Source organism: Bradyrhizobium sp. UFLA05-112 (genome assembly GCF_053572325.1).
Genome location: NZ_JBANBK010000008.1, coordinates 61,162 through 83,315 on the forward strand (window position 1 = coordinate 61,162; position 22,154 = coordinate 83,315).

Genomic DNA, 22,154 nt, shown 5'->3' on the forward strand with positions numbered 1-22,154 from the left:
TACCTGCATGGCAAAGCGCTTCGATCGGATCTGGCACAATGCGCGCCTCGCCACGATGCGGGATGTTCTGCCCGATCTCGGCGAGATCGCGCACGGCGTGGTCGCGGCGCGCGAGGGGCGTATCGTCTTTGCAGGCAGCCGTTCCGATTTTCCGGCAGACGCCGATGCGAAGGAGTGGACTGATTGCGCGGGGCGGTGGATCACACCCGGCCTCGTCGACTGCCACACGCATCTGGTCTACGGCGGCAATCGCGCGCACGAATTCGAGCTGCGGCTCAAGGGTGCCAGCTACGAAGAGATCGCGCGCGCCGGCGGCGGCATCGTCTCGACGGTTGCGGCCACGCGGGCTGCGAGCGAGGCGGAACTCGTTGCGAGTGCACTCCCGCGGCTCGACGCGCTGATCGGCGAGGGCGTGACCACGCTGGAGATCAAATCCGGCTATGGTCTCGATACCGAAACTGAGATGCGGCAGCTCGGTGCCGCGCGGGCGCTTGCGCGCGTCCGGCCGGTTGCGATCCGCACCAGTTTCCTCGGCGCGCACGCGCTTCCCGTTGAGGCCGGTGGCGACAAGGATCGCTACATCGATCTGGTGTGTCGCGAGATGCTGCCTGCGGTGGCGCAGGCCAGGCTTGCCGACGCCGTCGATGCGTTCATGGAAGGCATCGCGTTCTCGGCAGACCAAACGGCGCGCGTGTTCGCGGCGGCAAGGGCGCTCGGCCTGCCGGTGAAGCTGCACGCCGATCAACTGTCCAATCTCGGCGGTGCGGCGCTCGCCGCGAAATTCTCCGCTCTTTCGGCCGATCATCTCGAACACACCGATGAAGCTGGTGTGGCGGCGATGGCTAACGGCGGCACGGTAGCCGTCCTTTTGCCCGGCGCCTTCTATTTCATCCGCGAAGAGAAGAAGCCGCCGCTTGAGTTGTTCCGCAAGCATGGCGTCAGGATCGCGCTCGCAACCGACTGCAATCCCGGCAGCTCGCCGCTCACCTCGCTTCTGCTCACGATGAACATGGGCGCAACGCTGTTCCGGATGACGGTCGTCGAATGCCTCGCCGGCGTGACGCGCGAGGGGGCGCGCGCGCTGGGCATGCTGTCGGAAGTCGGCACGTTAGAGGCCGGCAAATGGTGCGACCTTGCGATCTGGGATGTCGAGCGGCCGGCCGAGCTGGTCTACCGGATCGGCTTCAATCCGTTGCATCGCCGCGTCTGGAGAGGCCAGTGAACGGCGCTGCGACACCGATTGTTGTCACACCCGGCCGTGTCAGCCTCGGCGATCTCGCGCAGGTGCTGGCGGGCACGACAGTTGAGCTGGATGCGTCGTTCTGGCCTGCGGTCGACGCTGCATCGGCGATCGTGGCTGCGGCCGCGCAAGCGCCTGCACCGGCCTACGGCATCAATACCGGGTTCGGAAAGCTGGCCTCGAAGCGCATCTCGCCCGACCAGACCGCGACGCTTCAGCACAATCTGATCGTGTCGCATTGCTGCGGCGTGGGGCCGCCGACGCCGGAGCCGGTGGTACGGCTGATGATGGCGCTGAAGATCGTCTCGCTGGGGCGCGGCGCATCAGGGGTGCGGCGCGAGGTCATCGCGCAGCTCGAAACGATGCTGGCGCGTGGCGTCTTGCCGCTGGTGCCGCAGCAGGGCTCGGTCGGCGCCTCCGGCGATCTGGCGCCGCTCGCGCACATGGCCGCGGTGATGATCGGCGAGGGGCAGGCGCTGGTTGGCGGAACGACCATGCCGGGCCGCGAGGCCCTGGCCCGCGCCGGTCTCGCGCCATTGACGCTTGGTCCCAAGGAAGGCCTCGCACTCATCAACGGCACGCAGTTCTCCACGGCCTATGCGATCTCCGGCCTGTTGCGGGCGCACGGGCTGGCCTGCGCGTCGCTGGTGACGGGAGCTTTGTCGGTCGATGCGGCGATGGCCTCGACGGTGCCGTTTCGCTCCGAGATCCACGCGCTGCGCGGCCATGCCGGACAGATCGCCGCCGGCGCGACGCTAATGGCCTTGCTCGACGGCAGCGATATCCGTCAGTCGCACCTGGAAGGCGACGAGCGAGTGCAGGATCCCTATTGCCTGCGCTGTCAACCGCAAGTCGCCGGTGCCGCACTCGATGTGCTGGCGCAGGCGGCGCGCACCTTGATGATCGAAGCCAATTCCGTCACGGACAATCCGCTGGTGCTGGTCGAGACCGGCGAGATCGTGTCGGGCGGCAATTTCCACGCCGAGCCGGTCGCCTTTGCCGCCGACGGAATCGCACTCGCGCTGTCGGAGGTCGGCGCCATCAGCGAGCGGCGCATCGCAACGCTGGTCGATCCCGCCCTGAATTTCGGCCTGCCGCCGTTTCTCACACCCGATCCCGGCCTCAACTCCGGCTTCATGATCGCCGAGGTCACGGCGGCCGCGCTCTATGCCGAGAACAAGCAGCGCGCCGCGCCGTGCTCCATTGACTCGACGCCCACCAGCGCCAACCAGGAAGATCACGTCTCGATGGCCGCGCATGCCGCGCGGCGGCTCTCCGACATGGCGGACAATCTCGCCTCCATCCTCGGCATCGAGCTTCTGGTCGCGGCGCAAGGCATCACGCTGCGCCTGCCGCATTTGACCAGCCCCGCGCTCGCGGCCGTCATCGCTACCTTGCGCGAGGAGGTGCCGGCGCTTGGGCCCGACCGCTACATGGCGGACGACCTCGCCAGGGCCAAGGCGTTGGTCGAGGCCGGCGCGCTGCCGCGCATTGCGAGCGCGGCGCTCGCGAGAGATCCGTTTCCACTGCTTGCCTCAGAGGTCGCCTCATGAACCGCCGACTGGACAATGAACGCACGATCCGCGCCCCTCGCGGCTCCGATATCAGCGCCAAGAGCTGGCTGACGGAAGCACCGCTCCGCATGCTCATGAACAATCTCGATCCCGATGTGGCCGAACGGCCCGGCGAGCTCGTGGTCTATGGCGGGATCGGTCGCGCGGCGCGCGACTGGGAGAGTTTTGACCGGATCGTCACCTCGCTGCGCAAGCTCGAGGGCGACCAGACGCTGCTCGTTCAGTCGGGCAAGCCGGTCGGAATCTTCCGCACCCATGCCGATGCACCGCGGGTCCTGATCGCGAACTCCAATCTCGTGCCGCACTGGGCCACGCTCGATCACTTCAACGCGCTCGACAAGGCCGGGCTGATGATGTTCGGCCAGATGACGGCCGGCTCCTGGATCTATATCGGCAGCCAGGGCATCGTTCAGGGGACCTACGAGACCTTCGTCGAGGTCGGGCGGCGCCACTATGGCGGCAGCCTCGCAGGCAAATGGATCCTGACCGCCGGTCTCGGCGGCATGGGCGGCGCGCAGCCGCTGGCGGCGACCATGGCAGGTGCCTCGCTGCTCGCAATCGAGTGCCAGCCGAGCCGCATCGAGATGCGCCTGCGCACCGGCTACCTCGATCGTCAGGCGAGCACGCTCGATGAAGCGCTCGCGATCATGTCCGAGGCAGCGCAAAGCAAGAAGGCGGTCTCGGTCGGCCTGCTCGGCAACGCCGCCGACCTCTTCCCCGAGCTCGTGCGCCGCGGCGTCAGGCCCGACATCGTGACCGACCAGACCAGCGCCCACGATCCGATCAACGGATATCTGCCGAAGGGCTGGACGCTTGCGGAGTGGGAGGCCAAGCGCAAGGACGATCCCAAGGTGGTGGAGCTCGCGGCAAAGTCCTCCATGGTCGACCACGTCAAGGCGATGCTGGATTTTCACGCGCAGGGCATTCCGACGCTCGACTACGGCAATAACATCCGCCAGATGGCGAAGGACATGGGATTGAACAACGCGTTCGATTTCCCCGGCTTCGTGCCAGCCTATATTCGGCCGCTGTTCTGCCGCGGCGTTGGGCCGTTCCGCTGGGCGGCGTTGTCCGGCGATCCCGAGGATATCTTCAAGACCGACGCGCGCGTGAAGGAGCTGATGCCGCACGACACGCACCTGCACAACTGGCTCGACATGGCAAAGGCGCGCATCAAGTTTCAGGGGCTGCCAGCGCGGATCTGCTGGGTCGGTCTCGGTGACCGGCATCGGCTCGGGCTCGCCTTCAACGAGATGGTGGCGCGCGGTGAAGTGAAGGCGCCGATCGTGATCGGCCGCGACCATCTCGACAGCGGCTCGGTGGCAAGCCCGAACCGCGAGACCGAGGCGATGCGCGACGGATCGGACGCGGTGTCGGACTGGCCGCTGCTCAACGCGCTGCTCAATTGCGCCAGCGGAGCCACTTGGGTGTCACTGCATCACGGCGGCGGCGTCGGCATCGGCTATTCGCAGCATGCCGGCATGGTGATCGTCGCCGACGGCACGGCGGAGGCCGCCCGCCGCCTCGAACGCGTGCTCTGGAACGATCCGGCGAGCGGCGTCATGCGTCACGCCGATGCAGGCTACGAGACCGCGATCGACTGCGCTCGCGCAAACGGGCTCGATCTGCCGAGCCTGGCAGGCTGGAGCGCGATGAGATTAGGATGAATCGTCGTCGCGCTTTAGGTTATGTTTGAGCATGATCTCCGCGCAAACGCGTTCCGCGTTTGTCGCGAGGGAAAACCGCTTCACACTTTTCCGGATCATGCTCTGGTTCGCGGCCTTCGGGATGTACGTTGGGTGCGAGACTTCAAACGCGGAGTTGCTCAGCGATTCCGGCTCATCGGCTGTCCGGATACCAGATCGATGAAATGGACGCGCGCGCAGGCGGGGCAGGTGAAGGCCTCGAAATTCCGTCCCTCGGCGCCCTGCTGCTTTTCCAAATGAGTTTGCACATTCATGCCCGTCTGGGGGCAACGAAAAACGATCAAATCGGCCATCGGCACAGCATGGACGGATGGCTCATTTCGTCCTTGATATAGATCAGTTTTAGAATCGCCCCAGTCCCACGGCACCATCCCGCAAATGCGAAGGGGCCCCGAAGGGCCCCTCAAGGTCACCAACGGCGGTAGCCATAATAGCGTGGACCGTAATAGCGCGGTCCATAATATCTGGGTCCGTAATAGGGTGCATAGCCGTAGCCATAAGAGTAGCTCGGCTGCCGCCAGCAGCGCCCCCAGGCATCGCAGACCAAGCGAACCTGCTCTGCATCTGGCGTCACCTGCGGGGCAGGCGCAACTGGCATGGCCGAGGCGGCCGGCGATGCCGCGACCGCGGCGAACAATGACGCGGCAACGAGGCCAATTCCAAACTTCATGATGTGTCTTCCTTTGCTTATCGGCCGCAAGATATCGAACAGGTTCTGATCAAATTGTGGCGGAGCCGAAATGTAATGCTGATGAATGAATCTTCATCCGGGCGGTCGCGGAGCCGGGATAATCGCTCACGCGCGGCACCGCTTTGATACTTGATCTTGCGCAATTCGCGCGCGCTCCGGCGCCTCTAGTCTGCGTGGTGTGGGGAGCGGCGACGTGCCGGTCCCTCAAGAAGGTGAACCACCATGCTGACCATTCCCAGCCTGTCGATTTCGCCCGAGAAGGTCTTCTTCATCATTGCAAAGTCGCGCCAGTCCGACAGCGGGGCGGACGGTGGCGGCGTCATCCTGGACAGCGGCGACGACGACATGAGCTATGGCCGCGGCGGCAGGGGAGAGGCGACCGATCGCGCGGAGCTGGCCGGCTTCATCCGCGGCCTCAATGTCGACGAGCAGATTGATCTCGTGGCGCTGACGTGGCTAGGTCGCGGCGACGGCGACCTTTCGACCTGGCGTGAGCTGCAGACCCAGGCCGCGCAGTCCCACAACAATCGTACCGCCTCCTATCTGATCGCGACGCCGATGCTCGCGGACTATCTGGAGGAGGCGATGACGCAGTTCGGCAAGTCCTTCGAGGAGTTTGAAGAGCATCTCTGACCGGCCGGCGTGCATGGTTTTCGCGCGGGCGCGCGCTTGGCACGATCCGGGCTGATGACTCGGCCGCAGTACGCAATGCTCTGCATGGCGAGGTCAGCAAGGACCTCGTCATGCTGCCGGTCTATGAGATCGAGAAGCAGGCGTCCGGCGCGCCCCGATACGCTCGCGCCGGCAGCGCGTCGGCGTCCCTCAGTAGCAGGGGTGCCGGCGCCTATCCTGGCCGATATAGGCAGCCGAGCTCTGGTAGCACTGAATGGTCGACGGTCCGTCGTAGTAGGCGAAGCTGCCCGGCGCGACTCCCGGACCGTAATTGTGGATGTAGCTGATCGGGTACGGCAACGGATTGACGTGATGGTGGTACCGGTGATGGACGCGCGCCTCGGACAGGCTCGGGGCGAGCGTCACTACCGACAGGGCGGCGACCGCCGCAAGGCACTTCAACTTGCTCATCTTGATTCTCCGGAACCCGACCTAACGGACCACGATCTTATAGCGATTCACGATCCGCAGGGCATCCGCTTTGCGGCCGTAGGCCGGGTGAAATTCCACAGATTCACGCCTTGGGGCCGCCGGGACCGCCGGCGAACCCCAGGGCCTGCCCATTTTTGGCCTTTTCCGGATGCTTAACGAATTCCCAACACAGTTTGGCCAACAGTTCGTTCGTATCCGGTGGCCGGCCGCTTGGGGGTCTCTTTGAGGTCGGCTCACTTCAAACAAGGCTTCAGCCGTTACTCTGCAATGCGCATCACGCCCATCAGCCTGTTGTTGCTGACCTGCGTCGCCGCGGCGCCGGCGCGGGCGGATTTGCACATTACCCGCGACCACGGCGGTTACGTCGAGGAATACAAGGCCAAGTACAAGCGTGTTCGCGACAAGGGCGAGCGGGTCATCATCGACGGTATCTGCAATTCGGCCTGCACCCTGGTCCTGGGCATCGTGCCGATGAACAAGATCTGCGTGACGCCGCGCGCCAGCCTCGGCTTCCATCAGGCCTATTACGACAAGGCATTCACCTTCGGTATCAAGGTGACCAGCGCCGAGGGCACGTCCGACCTGATGTCCTACTACCCGGGCACGGTGAAGGAGTGGATCCAGCGCAACGGTGGGCTCACCACCGAGATGAAGAAGATCAAGAACGGGGTCGATCTCTGGAAGATCGTCGATCCCTGTCCCGACGAGTGGTGAGCGGCCGCGCCAGCTGACGTCGTCCTCGACGCAGCCAGCACGTCCCACGTGCAGCGCAGCATCAGACCCGACCATATTCGCATTGCCGCGCCGCGCGTGGTCGGGCAATGAGAGCGGCAATGAATCATAATCAAGAAAATTGGGCCGCGCGTGCGGCGCCGGTCCTCTTCGTCGTGCTGTGGAGCACCGGGTTCATCGCCACCAAATCCGTCGTCAACAACGCCGATCCCTTGACCTACCTCGCCATCCGCATGGCGATCGTGGTGGGGCTGATGGCGATCATCGCGGCAATTGCACGTCCCAAATGGCCGGACGGGACCGGCATTGCCCACAGCGCGGTCGCGGGCATTCTCGTCCACGGCTTCTATCTCGGGGGCACCGCGATTGCGATCGCGCATTCGATTCCCGCCGGCCTTTCCGCGCTCATTCCGGGCCTCCAGCCGATCCTGACCTCGACCATTGCCAATCGTTGGCTCGGCGAGCGGGTGACGCCGCTGCAATGGGGCGGGCTCTTGCTCGGTCTCGGTGGCGTGGTGCTGATCCTGCACAATCGTCCGATGACCGGAGAGGCGGGCCTCGGATGGCTCGCCTCGGTCGTCTCGCTGATCAGCATCACGCTCGGCACGCTCTACCAGCGCCGCTACTGCAACCACATCGACTGGCGGGCCGGCAATCTCGTGCAATATGTCGCAGTGACGCTGTTCTTTGCGGCGGGCGCCTTCGCCTTCGAGGACCGCGTGGTGCACTGGACGCGGGAGTTCGTGCTGGGGCTGGCCTGGCTCGCGGTGGCACTCTCGATCGGGTCGATCGGCCTGTTGTACTGGCTGATCCGGCATTCGGCCGCGACCGCGGTTGCGAGCCTGTTCTATCTCGTTCCGGCGGTCACGGCGCTGATGGCCTATCTGCTGTTCGGAGAAAGGCTCGATGCGGTGGCAGTCGCCGGCATGGCGATCTGCGCGGCGGCGGTATTCCTGGTCAACAGGCGCTTCTAGCCGCGCGGGCGGACCTCGACGCGGCGGGCGAGAAGCGTACGCCAGGCCGCCGGGCGCTGGGCACCCGGAGGCCTGATCTTAGATCCGCGATCAGCGTTTTGCCTTCTTCTTTTTCTTCGCGGCTTTCTTGGCGGCCTTCTTTACAGCCTTCTTGGGAGCCTTCTTGGCGGCTTTCTTCTTGGAAGTCTTCTTGGCTTTCTTCGCCGTCTTCTTCGCCGCTACTTTCTTTGCGACCTTCTTGGCGGCTTTCCGGGCCTTCTTCGGCTTTGCTGCCTCTTTCGGCGGCTCGGGCGTCGCTGCGATCGCCGGCTCAATGACGGGTGTGTCGTCGTTCATATCGTCCCCCAGGGTTTGAACGGAGCCATGACGATAACGGGATTCGACAACCTGTCAAAGCAACGCTCAACTTCTGCGAATTTTCGCGTAAGCTGCGAGCGCGCGCTCACGCCCCTTGGCATGATCGACGAACGGACCCGGATAGTCGCGGCCGAGTTCGACGCCTGCGCTCGCAAGCTCGATCGGTGTCGCCTTCCAGGGTTGGTGGATCAGCTTCGCCGGCAGATCCTTCAGCTCGGGCACCCAGCGCCGCACATAGCTGCCATCGGGATCGAACTTCTCGCCCTGGAGCACCGGGTTGAAAACGCGGAAATAGGGCGCCGCATCGGCGCCGCAGCCGGCGACCCACTGCCAGTTGGCGGGATTGCTGCCGGCGTCGGCATCGACCAGCGTGTCCCAGAACCACTCTTCGCCCTGTCGCCAGTCGACCAGGAGATGCTTGACCAGGAAGGACGCTGCGACCATCCGCACCCGGTTGTGCATCACGCCGGTGTGCCAGAGCTCGCGCAGGCCGGCATCGACGATAGGATATCCTGTCCGGCCGCGCTGCCAGGCGGCGAGCGCCGTCGCGTCGTGCTTCCACGGGAAGGCATCGAAGCCGGGTTGCAGGTTCCCCGTCGCAAGATCAGGATGGTCGAACAGGAGGTGACGGCAGAATTCGCGCCAGCCGAGCTCGCTGAGGAATTTCTCGACACCGCTCGCAAGGGCGGGGTCCTCGGCGGCGGCAAAGCGCGCGGTGTGCCAGAGCTGGCGCGGGCTGATCTCGCCGAAGCGCAAATGGGGTGACAGCCGCGAGGTGCCCGGCAGGTCGGGCCGGTCGCGCTCGCTGGCATAGCCGCGCGCGGCGGTCTTGAGAAAATCGCGCAGCCGGCCGTGGGCGTGGGTCTCGCCGGGCTGCCAGCTCGCGCGCAGGCCGCCGGCCCAATCGGGCCGCGTCGGTTCGAGCCCGAAACTCTCGAGGGCATCGCCCGCAAGCGCCGGACCTGCCCGCAGCGCTTTCGGTGCGGGCAGAGGCTTTGGTGGATCGCCCAGCGCGAGCACGCGCCGCCAGAATGGCGTGAACACACGCAAGCCGCGGCCGTCCTTGTTGCGAATCGTGCTTGGCGAAGCCAGGAGGTCGCCGGGGAAGCTTTGTGAATTCACGCCGAGCTTTGCAAGGCTCCCCTTGAGGTTTGTCTCGAGAGCTTGCTGCGGCACTTGCGCGATCCCGTTCCAGTAGACGGCGACCGCTTCGCTTTCGCGGGCCACCTCAGGGATCACCTTGACCGCCGATCCTCTGCGCAGCGTGAGCGCGCCGCCGATCGCGGCGAGGCCCGCCGCCAGCGACCGCAGCGACTGCGCCAGCCACCAGCGCGCCGCGGCACCGAGGGGCCGTCCCACGGTGTCGTCGAGGACATAGAGGCATGCCACCGGTGCGCCAGTGCACGCGGCGGCCTGGAGTGCCGGGTGGTCGGAGAGCCGCAGGTCATCGCGGAACCAGACGATGATCGGCGATGGGCTTGGCATGGTCGGGAATGATCCTCGTTAACCTTTTGGAAAGCATGCCGCCGGCCGCTGTTGCGAACCACCGTTAATGCGATCGTAAGCCGGTCCCTCAAATATACGGTGTTTTTTTGGGGGAGTTTCATGTCCAATCCTTTGACTGGGAAGGTCCTGCCGCAATTCAGGTTCAAGCTCGGCACCAAGGCGGTGCTGTGCGCGGTGCTCCTGATTGCGGTGAATACGGCACTCGTGGTCGGTGCGGGCTACTGGTCTCTCACGTCGGAGTTCAACGATCGTGCGCTGCGCGACATCGAGGTCAATCTGCGCACGCTGGCGCTCGCCTTCGCCGAGATCGTTCCCGACGCCAAGATCACGATGAGGGACGGCATGGTCGTCCGTGCCGAGATCCCCAAGATGCCCGATTTCAAGGACCACGCGATCGTCGATCGCGCCGTGTCCTATGTCGGGGGCAATGCCACGCTGTTCGTGTTCGACGAGGCCAGTGGGCAGTTCGTCCGCCGCTCGACCAATGTAAAGAAGGAGAATGGCGACCGCGCCGTCGGCACCCAGCTTGCCGCCGATCACCCCGGCCAGGGCCCCCTGCGCAAGGGCGAAGCCTACAAGGGGCCGGCCACGCTGTTCGGCAAGTCCTTCATGACGGCCTATTTCCCGGTCTCGGATGCGGCCGGCAAGATCGTCGGCATCCTCTATGTCGGCATCCCCATGGCGCAGTTCGAGAGCATGATGGCGGAGGCGATCCGCAACATGGCGATTGCCGCCGGCATCGCGGCGCTGCTGGTGCTCGCTCTGACCATGCTGGTCGTGCGCCGTGTGACGAAGCCGCTGAGCTCGGTGACGAACTCGCTGACGGCGCTGGCCAATGGCCGGAACGACATCACCATCGATTGCGAGGACCGGGCGGACGAGATCGGTGAGATCGCGCGCACGGTCGCGGTGTTCAAGAGCAATTCGCTGGAGCGGGCGCGCCTGCGCAGCGAGCAGGCTGCGACCACGGCGGCTGCCGCCGAGCAGCGCAAGTCCGAGTTGCGCAACTTCGTCGACGAGTTCCGTGGCAGCGTCGGCGGCATCCTCAACAACGTGCTGGACTCCTCGAGCGAGTTCGAGCGCGTGGCGCGGCAACTGACCGATGCCGCGCGTTCGACGGCCGAACTGTCGGCACAGTCTGCCGGCGCCTCCGAGACCGCCTCCGATCACGTGAAGTCGGCGGCTGCGGCCTCCGATGAGCTCTCCAAGTCGATCACCGAGATCACCCGCAGGGTGCAGGAGTCCAACGAGATCTCAGCCGAGGCGGTGCGGCAGGCGGAGGCCACCGACCATCGGATCGCGCAGCTTTCGGACGCCGGGGCCCGCATCGGCGACGTCGTCAAGCTGATCACCTCGATCGCCGAGCAGACCAATCTGCTGGCGCTGAACGCCACCATCGAGGCCGCGCGCGCAGGCGATGCGGGACGCGGCTTTGCGGTGGTGGCGCAGGAGGTCAAGACGCTCGCCGGCCAGACCGCCAAGGCGACCGACGAGATCTCCAGCCAGATCGCCAGCATGCAGCTCGCGACCGAAGAGTCGGTCGCCGCCATCAAGGCGATCGGCCAGACCATCGAGCGCATCAGCGCCATCGCCACGTCGATTTCTGCGGCGGTCGAGCAGCAGAAGAGCGCCACCCACAACATCGCCGGCAGCGTTCGGGCTGCGGCAAGTGGCACGGCGGATGTCGCCGCCAATGTCCGTCATGCGGCCAAGGGCGCGAACGAGACCGGCGAGACCTCGAGCCGGATGTTCGCTTCGGCTCAGGCGCTGTCAGGCGAGAGCCTCAATCTGAAGTCAGAGGTCGAGAAATTCCTCGACCGCGTGCGCGCGGCTTGAGCGGTGCGGGCGGACCGGATGGCCGGCCTAACTCCACTGGTCTTCCGGGGCGGTGCGCAGCACCGAACCACAATGCGCAATTGCGCATTGTGGAATCTTGAGATCCCCGCGAAGCGCAATTGCGCTCCGAGGTCTGGCGCAGACGCGCCATCCCGGGATGACGGTTATCGGTTGCTTGGCGCAACCGCTAATCGTCACTTCGGCTGGGGCACGATCCGGATGTAGGGCTTCGGCTCCTTCCAGCCCTGCGGATAGATCGTCTTGGCCTCATCGTTGGAGACCGAGCCGGCAATGATGACGTCTTCGCCGTGCTTCCAGTCGGCCGGCGTCGCGACGCGATGCTTGGCGGTGAGCTGGAGCGAGTCGATCGCGCGCAGGATTTCCTGGAAGTTGCGCCCCGTGGTCATCGGATAGACCAGCACCAGCTTGATCTTCTTGTCCGGGCCGATGACGAAGACGTTGCGGACGGTCTGGTTGTCGGCCGGCGTCCGGGTGAGGGGATCGCCCGATGTCGAGGCCGGCAGCATCTCGTAGAGTTTCGAGACGTTGAAGTCGGTGTCGCCGATCAGCGGATAGTTCGGGGCGGCACCTTGGGTTTCCTTGATGTCCTCGGCCCATTTGGAATGCCGGTCGATCGGATCGACCGACAGGCCGACCAGCTTGACGCCGCGCTTGTCGAACTCGGGCTTCAGCTTGGCGAGGGCGCCGAGCTCGGTGGTGCAGACCGGGGTAAAATCCTTGGGATGCGAGAACAGGAGGGCCCAGCTGTTGCCAATCCAGTCGTGGAATTTAATTTTCCCCTCGGTGGTTTCGGCTTCGAAGTCGGGGGCGGTGGCGCCGATCGGAAGTGGCATTGTTCTACCTCATCTAATTGAAGTTGTTGATGAATTCGCTCTGAAGCGGTTCGACGGAATATAAGGCGGGGAAGGTCCGAAGTGAACCCGTTCAAGTAAAATGTGAAATCATTCTCTCAAGACGCCGATCTTCTAGCACCTTCTTGCCGCACGCGCCGCTGCGGCGAAATATCCACACCGGCGGGAAAGGGCTGGATTGCCGCGATATTGCCTTTTATGACCCCCACCACGCCGCCCGACATTGGATAGAACCGAAATGGTCCCGACGGCGACCAATCGGCAACCATGTAGAAAAGTCGCGATCACCATATCCAATCGTTAACCACCCGTTCAGGCCCAGCATGGAAATGCTGGTCGATCAGAAGAAGTCTGGAAGTGAACTATGTCTGCCGCTGCCAAGTCCCGTGAGTCCAAGTCCCTTGAGTCCAAATCCCTTGACTCCAAGTCCGCTGAGTCGCCGTCCCTCGAACCGTCCTGCCGTGACACCGCGGCCCATGCACTCGGCATCGTGCGCGACGGCGTGATCACAGGCGAAGGGCCCACCACCAAGGGCCGGGTGCATTTCTCCCGCTCGCTCGATGCCGATGATGCCGCCTGGTGCGCGCGCATCCTGACGGCCGTCGCCGTCAACGATCAGCCGGTCAGCCGCGCCGAAGCCGAGGTGCTGTTCGAGATCAACGAGGCCGCGACCGAGCGCACCGATGCTGGCCGGTTCGACGACCTCCTGGCGAAAGCCGTCGCGCATCACGCCGCCAGCGCCTCCGGCCTGCCGGTGCCGCCGCGCAGCGTCGCGTTGTCGCCCGAGACCGACATCGAGAGCTGGGCGCCGGCCTATGCCTCGAAGGTCAAGACCGAGATGCTGGAATGGATCGCCGGCCAGATGCGCGGCAAGCGCCAGGGCAACCGTCGCCTGATGGCGATGGTGGCAACCTTCCTGGGTGCCACCGCGCTGCCGCTGGCGGGCCAATTGCCGAACGTGTTCGACATTGGCATGTGACATGTAATTTCGCGCACGTCCTCACGATGCGCCAACGAACGGCGGGGGTTATTTCCCCGCCGTTTTTTGTTTGCCGCTCTCAGGCTCGAGTCCAAGCGTGCGGCCCGGGAAGCCGGCTGCGTCGAAATAGCGCTGACTCTCGACGCGCTGGAAGTTGAGGACGGTGCGAAGGCCGTTCTCCGACGGCTTCGACTTGACGTTGCCGACATAGCCCTTCGGCACGATGCCGTTCGGCAAGGCCTCCGACATCACGCGGCCGACCAGACCGCCGTTCTGTGAGGTGCGCAGCCCCATGATCTTGGCCGCCGTCACCCCGACGTCAGCATTGCTGACCGGCAGTTCGTCGACATAGCCTGCCTTGAAGTCCGGGCCGATCGCCGCCATGAAGTTCATGGTGTCGCCGCGGCTGAAGCTGCCATGCATGCCCTGGCCCTGGCGCAGCACGGTATCGGCGACCTGCACCGAGCAGTTGGTCGGCGCCTCGCCGCAATCGCTGGCATAGGAACGGAAGTTGACGACGATCGCCGGCGTCGGGGTCGCCGCCTTGCCGCGCAGATTGATCAGCGACAGCGGCAGCGTGCCGGGGAAACGGCCGAGGGAGTCGTCGATGAACAGGCCGGAAACGTAGTCCTGATCGAGCAGCGCCTTGATCGTCCTTGCCGCCAGCTTCTTGTCCTTGTTCGGCAGGTAGATCAGGTCTGATCCGCCGTTGGTCGCGACGACGAGATCGGGCTTGGTGGGATCCTTGCCGAGCACGCCGTTGCCGGCCTTCGGATGCGCGTTGCCGGTGACGGCCGCATTCTTGTCATTCGGATCGAACAGCGGCAGGTCGAGCGCCTTGGCGAGGTCCAGGGCCAGGAAACCCATCGGCAGGAAGTCCTTCGGGGTGTCGTCATAGCTGACCTTGGCCGAAGGGCTGGTCTTGCTTTCCTTGGAGATGGTCGAGAAGCCGTGATCGGCCTGGATCATGATGTTGGTCGAGGCCGCCAGCCCAAGCTCGTCGAGCGCCTTGCGGAGCTGGGCGAGGTTGTTGTCGGCGTTCTTGATGCTCGCCATCGTGCTCGGGCCGTTGATGCCGGGCATGATCTGATTGAGGCTGTCGCCCTGGTTATGCTGGGTGCCGTCCGGGTCGCGCGACCAGAACACCAGCACGAACGGCTTGTTGCGCGCCTTGAACATCGGCAGCACGACCTTGCTGGCGACGTCGGCGAAATAGGCCTGCTGCGCGACGTTGGCGACCGTCGTGCCCGGCGTCTTGGCGTCGCCCGCCTTGGCATTGTCGCCGCGTGAGGGGGCGGTGAGGGGGAGACCCGCCTTGGTCAGCGCCTCCTTCATCTCGTCCGACAGTGCCACGCCGGCCTTGCCGCCGGTCGCATCGTCAATCACGATCGAGTGCTGACCGGCCTTTTCCGGATGATCGGTGTGGTCGAACTGGTAGGTCGGGCCGAGCTTGCCGATCGCCGCGGTGGAGAGACCCTTGTCGCGGGCCATCTTCAGGATGGTCTCTTCGTTGAGATAGTCGCCCTTGAAATGCTCGTCGATGTCGCCGAGCACGGCGTCGTTCTCGATGAACGGGACCACGGTGTCGCCGGCGGGGGCAGAAGTGTAGCCGGTCCAGATCGTGTTGGAGAACACGCCGGTGTCGCCGAGATAGTGTCCGGTCGACATCGCCGAGCCGTTCGCCATGGTGAAGGTCGGAAACAGCGAGTGCGAATTCTTGAAGTTGACGCCCTTGTCGCGGACGGCGGCCATCGCCGGCGCGGTCTCGGGGGTGACCTTCAGCGCGCGCAGGCCGTCCGGGATGAACAGGATCAGGTTACGGGGCGTGTTGTTCTGCGCAGACGCAAGTCCGGTGGATAGCATGGTCAGTCCGGCGGACAGCAACACGATTGAGCGGCGCATCGAAATCTCTCCCAGCGGTGAGGCGGCTTGCGGCCGATCGCGGCCGCCGCCTTCGTTTAGTTTTGCTGTGTGACGCTTTTGTTACAAGGGCAGTGTTTGTGCAAGGATGATGGGGAAGGGCCGCTCGTTGTCATCAGCTGCTTGTCGCCAATCCGGCGATGATTCGTGCTGTCTCGACGCCGTCACTGCGAGAAGGTCTTGCGGTGAAGCAGTCCGGACCCCCAACACGGTGGCAGTCTGGATTGCTTCGCTGCAATCGCAATGACCGGGCAAGGTGCAGGGACACCGTTCTTCAACTCGAGCCGAAATTGTGGTCGTGGCCTGATAGGCCCCCTCTGGCGGGGGAGATGCAGATTCAGAATTGCGCTAGTCGATATGGACCGCGCGAACTGACCAGCCCCTGCCGTGATTTGTCAGTCGGGCAGCGCTAGCGATCCTGGCTGGGCCAACCGGTCGGGCGCGGCACCCGATTACTTCGATACCATGCTGCCGCAGTTTCTTTCCGGACACCCCCGTTGCGGTTTCGCTGCGGCCGCGCAAGCTCCGGCAGCCGTGACGCAGATATCCCCACTTTGCACTGTGTCACCTCTCCGACATACTAGAGTTTGTATTGACATTCGCGAAAAAAATCCAAGCGAGAGTCGCAAATCGAACGGACGGCCTCACCTTCGTCGGGCATAGTCATCGTGCGGGCTGGATGTGAAGCTCATCAAGACAGCTGATCGATATGGAAACGGGCGTAAGGCTCGTGTCCGTGGGCTCTCGCGGTGCAATTCATGCGTCGCGAGAAATGATTTCGCTTGAGTAGAGGGTAGGCGCCGTGAGTGAAAGTGAAACGAAAGCCGAAGTGAAAGCAGCAAATGGTTCAAATGGTTTCGGACTGCCCGCGTTCGGGCTTCCGAACGTCGGTTGGCAGCCCCTGTTCGACCAGCTTGCCGAGCAGCGAGCCGCTCGCACGCAGGAGGGTTGCGAGAAACTCAAGTCAGTTTCGCAGGGGGTGAACGAAGCGCTTCGCGAGACCTATTCGAACAGCGCCAAGACTGCGACCGATTACGGGCTCAAGGTCATCGAGATTTCGAATGCGAACGCCAGCTCCGCAATCGATTTCTTTGCTCGTATCGCCAGCAGCAAGTCGATGACCGACGTTTTCACCACGTCGGCGGCGGAAGCGCGCAGGGCTTTTGATGCTGCAGCGGCTCAGAACACGCAGTTGTGGGAGCTTGCGCAGAGGCTTGCAACGCATTCGGGTGAGCCAATCAGGCAGCACGTCGCCAAAGTTTTCCAAAAGGCCAGTTGAACGTCCGCGGTTCGGAGAGGAGGGCAATCCGGCCGGTTGGAACAAGCCCCGCCACGCGCATGGCCCCCACTCCATGCTCGATCAGACGATGGCAAGGTGCGCGATGCCCCCCAAACTGAACGCACCGACACAAGAGGCGCAATCCAACCGGCTGGTTCCTGCTCCAACTATAAATCAGGTCGATTCCGAGGAGGAGGAAGAGATGGGTATGCTCATGGTCAAATGTCCGCAAACCGGACGCGCGATTCCGACCGGGATCGCGACGGATCGCGAGCGCTTTCGATGCAGCACGGTGTTCTTCGGACGCACACGCTGTCCGATCTGCTCGGTCGAGCATGCCTGGTTCGCACAGGAAGCTTGGGTTGACGAGCCGACACTCCGTGTGCGGCGTCGCGGCATGGGTCTTTAGGCCCAGTCTCGTACGCTTTCGTCGATGATTGTGATAGGGGGCCTACCATGGCGAACAGGAACGTTTCCGGTGAAGTGTCCACATTGCTGCTGCAAGCAAAGGATTTTCTCGTCGAGGCGCGACGGCTGAAGCCGGGCCCCGCGCGCAACGAACTGCGAGAGGTGGCCAAGGTCCTACACGAGCTAGGCAAGCTGGAGACGCAATCCAAATTTGCGCCTCATCAGGCGGACACAAGATAGTCGACGCCGAGAAATCCAAATCGAGGGCATGGCGCATGGCGCGGACAACGCTCAAACAGCCTTGTCCCGGTCATTCCTTACGTTGGCCGGCATGGCCCAAGCGCGAGGCCGGGCCGCGCTCGTCGAGAAGATCTTCTCAATCTGGCGACGCATGCTGGCGTGGCACTCGCATGCGGCTGCGGCGAGCCGCGGCCGATCAACCTCGATCTTGCCCCGTCGATCAGATCGGATCGCACCGGACTCGCGCAGATTGCGCATCAGGAGCGTGACTGTAGTTCGTCGCACTCCGAGCATCTGCGACAGCGCCTCCTGAGTGAGAGGAAGGACGTCGCTGTCGGTGCAGTCGCGCAGTTGAAGCAACCAGCGGGCCATCCGGGCTCCGACCGGATGCAGTGCATTGCAGGCAACGCCAAGTTGAAATTGCGTCAGTAACGACGTGATGTGAACCTGGACCGCCTGCCGTATCGCGGGGCTCCGATTAAACGCAGCATGAAATCGCGCGGCAGGAATCCGCGAGGCTGTTCCAGCCAGACGAACGCTGGCGGTTATCACCGAAGGTGTCGGTCCGAACACGGAGAGTATGCCGATTGCGCCTTCGCGCCCGACCGACGCGGTGGCGACCGCCTGTCCATTTGCCATCTCGATCATGAGCGAGATCGCGCCGCTCTGAGGGAAAAAGACATGCTCGACCCGCTCGCCTGCTTGCGAGAGGACTACATCCTGATTGAGCGCGACCCTGTCGAGTTCGGGAGCGAGCAGATCGAAGTCGGCTTGCGGCAACATTCCCAGAAGGCGGTTGCCCATTCCGCTGGGGATTGTCACGGCAAGTGACTCCCCGTGAGGCGCCCATCGCACCTCCGAACGATGTCGAGCGACCGCGGCTCTAACGCATGTTCGTATCGGCTTTCTCGACGGACGTTGGCTTCCAATTCACATCCAAACGCCTTCATCCAAACGCCTTCATCGCAACAAAACCAAAGGCTCAATTCTGCTCTCGCGAGTCTGATTTTTCGCTCGGAGCACTTTCGAAATAACGCGCATGGAGGTTGAAGCAGATAAGTCGCCGGAAACAAATTGCAAAACCGGAATGGGTATCACCGTAGGGATGACGCGCTGGGCGAGCCAGGTTCCCGCGTGTCCGACTGCTGATGGGCACCATCTGAAATTCGTGGAATACGAAGCGCGTCCCTCGCAGGGCGTCTTGGGAGGCGCAACGGAACTCGCGAGCCGAATATCGGTCGTGCAGATCGTGGTCGTTTCGAAAGTGGCCGTTTCGAAGCTTGTGCGACCGATGATCGGATCGCGCGCGTGCGCGCCGTCACGGTCAGGATCTCCGGGGGATGAGGTGCGGAACCAGCACCGTTAATCCCGTGCCTTAACCAACAATTAATTATAGGTTTGCGGGGGGCCGACGGCTCGGCCTAGCGTGCTGGCGGGGAGCAGCATCGCAAGGCCAAACGAGTTGGTGCGTACCATGACGTATAGATCATATGGGGCGTTGCTCGCCTCGCTGAGCGCAGCCGCGCTGCTTCTTGCCTCCAGCAACAGTTTTGCGAGATCGGGCGGCGTCGCGGCCCGTGGCGTGGTCGGGGCACCGGCGGTGCATCCGCCGATCATGCCGTCGGCGCGGTTCCATCGCCGGAATTCGTTTGTTCTTTGGCCGGGCGGCGGTGGCTTCTTCTACGGGCCTCCCGCGAGCGACTCCTATGCTGCCGATATGGTGCAGCCGCTCTCGAATGACGTCCGTTACACCTACACCTATGACGTGCCCTGGGACTGGACCCACCGCTATCCGCCGAACGTCGTGCCGTCGGATCGGCCCTATGTGCCGAGCTGTCCCACGGAGACCGTGACGGTGCCCGGTCGCAGCGGCGATCAGACCGTCAACATCATGCGCTGTTACTGAGCGCGCCGTCTTCGTTACCACCGCGCGCGCAGGCCAGCCGCTAGCCGAGCTCAAAGCTGGTGACGCCGAAGACCCGGTCGAGCCGCAGCGGTGGGATCGGGCCGGTGTACATGCGCGCCGTCTCGAAGGTCGGTGCAAGGCCAAAACTTTCTGCCAGCGCGATCGCCTCGCGATTGCCGCCGGGGACATCGAGAAACACCTCGCCGCCGCCTGAGCCGGCGAGCAGCGCCCGCATGATAACCTCCGCGCCGGCGCGGTCGTTGGCGACCAGCGGGCCGATCTTGTGGCCGTGTCGGCAGGGGCGGATCACGCCCCATCCGGCAAGATTTCCATCGCGCATCAGCGCGCGGCCGATATGGCCGGGCGCACTGACCCAGGCGCGTAGGAAGGCGCTGCGCGGGGCCGGGAAGACGGTGGCGTCGTCCGCCTCCATCAGCGCCAGCGGAATCGTCTCGAGCGCGACGACGTCGGTGGGCTGTGCCGGTGCGGCGACGATCCCGCCATAGCGGATATTGGCGTAGGCGAGCGTAAAGCCGGACTTTCTGTAATTGTCCTGCTGCGCGACGACGCCGTCGAGCCCGATCACGCGCGCGCCCGCATGCGCAATCGCCGCGTTCCAGATGCGCAAGCCGTAGCCGCGGCCGCGCAGCTCGCTACGCACGATGTAGAAGCCGAGGAAGGCGAAGCGATCGTCGTAATTGACACAGGAGACGGTGGCGACCGGTGTGCAGTCAATTTCTCCGATGAGAAAACCCGAAGGGTCGACGACGGCGAAGCAGCCGGCATCTGAAAACCCCGGATTCCAGCCTTCGGCCGCCGCCCAGTCCACGGCGAGCGCGATGTCGTCGGCGCGCATGGCGCGGATTTGCAGGTCACCCATGGTCAATCATCGTGTGCAGGGCCTCGTGATCGGACTATACGTCCGGACGGGCGGCGCTTAAACCTGCCGTCAAGTCATGACAAAGCCGGGGATCAACATGGCAGCAGAGAGAGTCGCACTCGTCACCGCAGGCGGCAGCGGCATGGGGGCGGGCGCTGCACGGCGGCTTGCTGCCGACGGGTTTCGCGTTGCGATCCTGTCCTCGTCCGGCAAGGGCGAGGCTCTTGCGAACGAGCTCGGCGGGCTCGGCATCACCGGTTCGAACAAGTCCAACGACGATCTCAAGCGCCTGGTCGATGGCGCCATGGCAAAGTGGGGTCGCATCGACGTGCTCGTCAACAGCGCCGGCCACGGGCCGCGCGCGCCGATCGTCGAGATCACGGACGAGCAGTGGCACACCGGCATGGACACCTACCTCCTGAACGTGGTCCGCCCGACGCGGCTGGTCACGCCGATCATGCAGGCGCAGAAGCAGGGCGCGATCATCAACATCTCGACTGCCTGGGCGTTCGAGCCAAGCGCGATGTTTCCGACCTCCGCGGTGTTCCGCGCCGGCCTTGCCGCCTTCACGAAGATCTTTACCGATACCTACGCTCCCGACAACATCCGCATGAACAACGTGCTGCCGGGCTGGATCGACAGCCTGCCGGCGACGGACGCGCGCCGCGAGAGCGTGCCGATGAAGCGCTATGGCAAGGTCGAGGAGATCGCCGCGACGATCTCGTTCCTCGCCTCCGATGGCGCCGCCTACATCACCGGGCAGAATATTCGCGTCGATGGCGGGCTGACACGGTCGGTGTGAGGCCGAGGGCGCCTCGAGCCAATTCGAACCTGCACGGGATTGTCGCTGCAGGCGTGGTGCGATTGGCGTGGGTTGCACTGGAATGTGCCTGATCGGCAACACCCATCGCGCAATGATCCCATGAGTTCGTCCCAGTCCAAGCGAAGTGCGCCTCAGAACAAGACGGCAACGCGTGCGGAGATTATTCCCGATCCTGCGCCGGACGCTTCCGGCCGGATGCCCGGATGCTTCGGGACGCGCATCGCTCGCGTGAAGAGCTGGAGATTGAAATGAAGAGAATTGCCCTGGCGCTTTCGCTGGCCCTGTTTGGAACCGCGTCCGCGTTCGCGGCCGACCTCGCGCCGAGCTACACCAAGGCGCCCGTGATGGCGCCGGTTTACAACTGGACGGGCTTCTACATCGGCGGCAATGTCGGCGGGCAGTGGGGCAGCTCGGACCCGAGCACGACGACCCTATTCCCGGTGGCCGATTACTTCGCGGATTCGAGCGTGACTGCCATCGGCACCGTAGGCGCGCAGCACATCAACAGCTCCAGTGTAACCGGCGGCTTCACGGCCGGCTACAACTGGCAAGTCAACAGTGCGGTGTTCGGCCTCGAAGGCGACATCAACTATTTCGGCTTCAAGGGCAGCTCGAGCGGCACCGCGTTTTATCCTTGCTGCGCCCCGACCAGCTTCACGATCAATTCATCGGTCTCTTCCGACTGGCTTGCCACCATTCGCGGTCGCATCGGCTTCCTCGCCACGCCGAACTGGCTGATCTACGCCACCGGCGGCGCCGCGATCGCCGACGTCAAGGCCAATTTCTCCTTCACCGACACGTTCGCGTCCGCGACCGAATCCGGCGCGATCCGCGACACGCGCGTCGGCTGGACCGCGGGTCTCGGCGGCGAGTACGCGGTCGGCAATGGTTGGTCACTCAAGGCCGAATATCTCTACGTCGACCTCGGTCGCGCCAGCATGACCAGCAGCAATCTCAGCGCACTCGGCTTCGGTGGCGCCGCCTTTCCGATGCCCACCCAGACCTTCACCCACTCGGTCGATCTCAAATCGAACATCGTCCGCGTCGGCGTGAACTACAAGTTCGGCGGCCCGGTCGTCGCGAGGTACTGAACGTCCACACGGGCAGATCTGATGAAAGCCCCGGCT

Annotated in this window: 23 protein-coding genes and 1 pseudogene; 15 read left to right on the plus strand and 9 right to left on the minus strand. The window is 64.1% G+C overall.

Translation table 11 applies throughout. The annotated features are described in order from the left end of the window. Positions 1 to 7: 7 nt before the first annotated feature. From hutI to hutU, 3 genes are read left to right on the plus strand one after another with little or no spacing between them, the layout of a single operon-like run. Complete coding sequence (gene hutI / locus SO180_RS06795) at positions 8 to 1,222, plus strand: imidazolonepropionase (protein ID WP_449378047.1); 1,215 nt, start codon at positions 8 to 10, stop codon at positions 1,220 to 1,222. Further along, positions 1,219 to 2,793, plus strand: coding sequence for a histidine ammonia-lyase (gene hutH, locus SO180_RS06800; RefSeq protein ID WP_449378048.1), 1,575 nt, complete (start codon positions 1,219 to 1,221; stop codon positions 2,791 to 2,793). Before hutI ends, hutH begins: the two co-directional genes overlap by 4 nt. Further along, positions 2,790 to 4,481 (plus strand): urocanate hydratase, encoded by a 1,692-nt coding sequence (gene hutU, locus SO180_RS06805; protein ID WP_449378049.1) that lies wholly within the window; start codon positions 2,790 to 2,792, stop codon positions 4,479 to 4,481. The genes hutH and hutU overlap by 4 nt, the downstream gene beginning before the upstream one ends. Before the next feature lie 158 nt (positions 4,482 to 4,639). Here the strand turns inward: hutU and SO180_RS06810 are convergent, their stop codons facing one another. Both SO180_RS06810 and SO180_RS06815 read right to left on the minus strand, forming a co-directional pair. Continuing rightward, a complete protein-coding gene (locus tag SO180_RS06810; RefSeq protein WP_449378050.1) occupies positions 4,640 to 4,813 on the minus strand; it encodes a hypothetical protein in 174 nt (57 codons plus the stop codon). A gap of 116 nt (positions 4,814 to 4,929) precedes the next feature. After that, positions 4,930 to 5,190, minus strand: a complete 261-nt coding sequence (locus SO180_RS06815) for a hypothetical protein (RefSeq protein WP_449378051.1) — start codon at positions 5,188 to 5,190, stop codon at positions 4,930 to 4,932. 243 nt (positions 5,191 to 5,433) lie between these two features. On the opposite strand from SO180_RS06815, the gene SO180_RS06820 reads away from it, so the two are divergent. Together SO180_RS06820 and SO180_RS06825 are read left to right on the plus strand one after the other, a co-directional pair. Continuing rightward, the gene (locus SO180_RS06820) at positions 5,434 to 5,844 is read left to right on the plus strand and encodes a DUF3775 domain-containing protein (RefSeq protein WP_449378052.1); all 411 of its coding nucleotides are present in this window, start codon (positions 5,434 to 5,436) and stop codon (positions 5,842 to 5,844) included. A gap of 29 nt (positions 5,845 to 5,873) precedes the next feature. Then, a pseudogene (locus SO180_RS06825) lies at positions 5,874 to 5,984 on the plus strand (host attachment protein); the annotation flags it as partial. A 49-nt stretch (positions 5,985 to 6,033) separates the two neighbouring features. Here the strand turns inward: SO180_RS06825 and SO180_RS06830 are convergent. Beyond that, positions 6,034 to 6,294 (minus strand): hypothetical protein, encoded by a 261-nt coding sequence (locus SO180_RS06830; RefSeq protein WP_449378053.1) that lies wholly within the window; start codon positions 6,292 to 6,294, stop codon positions 6,034 to 6,036. A gap of 288 nt (positions 6,295 to 6,582) precedes the next feature. On the opposite strand from SO180_RS06830, the gene SO180_RS06835 reads away from it, so the two are divergent. Both SO180_RS06835 and SO180_RS06840 read left to right on the plus strand, forming a co-directional pair. After that, on the plus strand, positions 6,583 to 7,029 hold the full coding sequence (locus tag SO180_RS06835; RefSeq protein ID WP_449378054.1) for a hypothetical protein: 447 nt from the start codon (positions 6,583 to 6,585) through the stop codon (positions 7,027 to 7,029). Positions 7,030 to 7,148: 119 nt separating this feature from the next. Continuing rightward, the gene (locus SO180_RS06840) at positions 7,149 to 8,021 is read left to right on the plus strand and encodes a DMT family transporter (RefSeq protein WP_449378055.1); all 873 of its coding nucleotides are present in this window, start codon (positions 7,149 to 7,151) and stop codon (positions 8,019 to 8,021) included. A gap of 90 nt (positions 8,022 to 8,111) precedes the next feature. On the opposite strand, the gene SO180_RS06845 is transcribed toward SO180_RS06840, so the two are convergent. Both SO180_RS06845 and SO180_RS06850 read right to left on the minus strand, forming a co-directional pair. Further along, positions 8,112 to 8,357, minus strand: coding sequence for a hypothetical protein (locus SO180_RS06845; protein ID WP_449378056.1), 246 nt, complete (start codon positions 8,355 to 8,357; stop codon positions 8,112 to 8,114). 66 nt (positions 8,358 to 8,423) lie between these two features. After that, a complete protein-coding gene (locus SO180_RS06850) occupies positions 8,424 to 9,863 on the minus strand; it encodes a cryptochrome/photolyase family protein (RefSeq protein WP_449378057.1) in 1,440 nt (479 codons plus the stop codon). A 120-nt stretch (positions 9,864 to 9,983) separates the two neighbouring features. Here SO180_RS06850 and SO180_RS06855 point away from each other — a divergent pair, with 120 nt between their 5' ends. Further along, positions 9,984 to 11,720, plus strand: coding sequence for a methyl-accepting chemotaxis protein (locus SO180_RS06855; RefSeq protein WP_449378058.1), 1,737 nt, complete (start codon positions 9,984 to 9,986; stop codon positions 11,718 to 11,720). Between the two features lie 194 nt (positions 11,721 to 11,914). On the opposite strand, the gene SO180_RS06860 is transcribed toward SO180_RS06855, so the two are convergent. Next, positions 11,915 to 12,574, minus strand: a complete 660-nt coding sequence (locus tag SO180_RS06860; protein ID WP_449378059.1) for a peroxiredoxin — start codon at positions 12,572 to 12,574, stop codon at positions 11,915 to 11,917. Between the two features lie 382 nt (positions 12,575 to 12,956). Between SO180_RS06860 and SO180_RS06865 the strand changes: the two genes are divergently transcribed. Then, entirely contained in the window at positions 12,957 to 13,571 is a 615-nt protein-coding gene (locus tag SO180_RS06865; RefSeq protein WP_449378060.1) for a hypothetical protein, read from the plus strand. Positions 13,572 to 13,619: 48 nt separating this feature from the next. On the opposite strand, the gene SO180_RS06870 is transcribed toward SO180_RS06865, so the two are convergent. Beyond that, positions 13,620 to 15,473 carry an alkaline phosphatase family protein gene (locus SO180_RS06870; RefSeq protein WP_449378061.1) on the minus strand — a complete coding sequence of 618 codons (1,854 nt, stop codon included), beginning with the start codon at positions 15,471 to 15,473 and terminating at the stop codon, positions 13,620 to 13,622. Between the two features lie 820 nt (positions 15,474 to 16,293). On the opposite strand from SO180_RS06870, the gene SO180_RS06875 reads away from it, so the two are divergent. The 3 genes from SO180_RS06875 (at position 16,294) to SO180_RS06885 (ending at position 17,418) form a co-directional block, all read left to right on the plus strand. Beyond that, a complete protein-coding gene (locus SO180_RS06875) occupies positions 16,294 to 16,770 on the plus strand; it encodes a phasin family protein (RefSeq protein ID WP_449378062.1) in 477 nt (158 codons plus the stop codon). Positions 16,771 to 16,972: 202 nt separating this feature from the next. Further along, positions 16,973 to 17,179 (plus strand): hypothetical protein, encoded by a 207-nt coding sequence (locus SO180_RS06880; RefSeq protein ID WP_449378063.1) that lies wholly within the window; start codon positions 16,973 to 16,975, stop codon positions 17,177 to 17,179. A 47-nt stretch (positions 17,180 to 17,226) separates the two neighbouring features. After that, a complete protein-coding gene (locus SO180_RS06885; protein ID WP_449378064.1) occupies positions 17,227 to 17,418 on the plus strand; it encodes a hypothetical protein in 192 nt (63 codons plus the stop codon). Positions 17,419 to 17,469: 51 nt separating this feature from the next. Here SO180_RS06885 and SO180_RS06890 read toward each other — a convergent pair whose 3' ends face one another. After that, positions 17,470 to 18,240 (minus strand): Crp/Fnr family transcriptional regulator, encoded by a 771-nt coding sequence (locus SO180_RS06890; protein ID WP_449378065.1) that lies wholly within the window; start codon positions 18,238 to 18,240, stop codon positions 17,470 to 17,472. Positions 18,241 to 18,892: 652 nt separating this feature from the next. Between SO180_RS06890 and SO180_RS06895 the strand changes: the two genes are divergently transcribed. Next, on the plus strand, positions 18,893 to 19,324 hold the full coding sequence (locus tag SO180_RS06895; RefSeq protein ID WP_449378066.1) for a hypothetical protein: 432 nt from the start codon (positions 18,893 to 18,895) through the stop codon (positions 19,322 to 19,324). A 40-nt stretch (positions 19,325 to 19,364) separates the two neighbouring features. Here the strand turns inward: SO180_RS06895 and SO180_RS06900 are convergent, their stop codons facing one another. Beyond that, positions 19,365 to 20,204, minus strand: coding sequence for a GNAT family N-acetyltransferase (locus tag SO180_RS06900; protein ID WP_449378067.1), 840 nt, complete (start codon positions 20,202 to 20,204; stop codon positions 19,365 to 19,367). A 97-nt stretch (positions 20,205 to 20,301) separates the two neighbouring features. Between SO180_RS06900 and SO180_RS06905 the strand changes: the two genes are divergently transcribed. Continuing rightward, complete coding sequence (locus SO180_RS06905) at positions 20,302 to 21,006, plus strand: SDR family oxidoreductase (protein WP_449378068.1); 705 nt, start codon at positions 20,302 to 20,304, stop codon at positions 21,004 to 21,006. Positions 21,007 to 21,275: 269 nt separating this feature from the next. Further along, positions 21,276 to 22,118 carry an outer membrane protein gene (locus SO180_RS06910; RefSeq protein ID WP_449378069.1) on the plus strand — a complete coding sequence of 281 codons (843 nt, stop codon included), beginning with the start codon at positions 21,276 to 21,278 and terminating at the stop codon, positions 22,116 to 22,118. Positions 22,119 to 22,154: the final 36 nt, after the last annotated feature.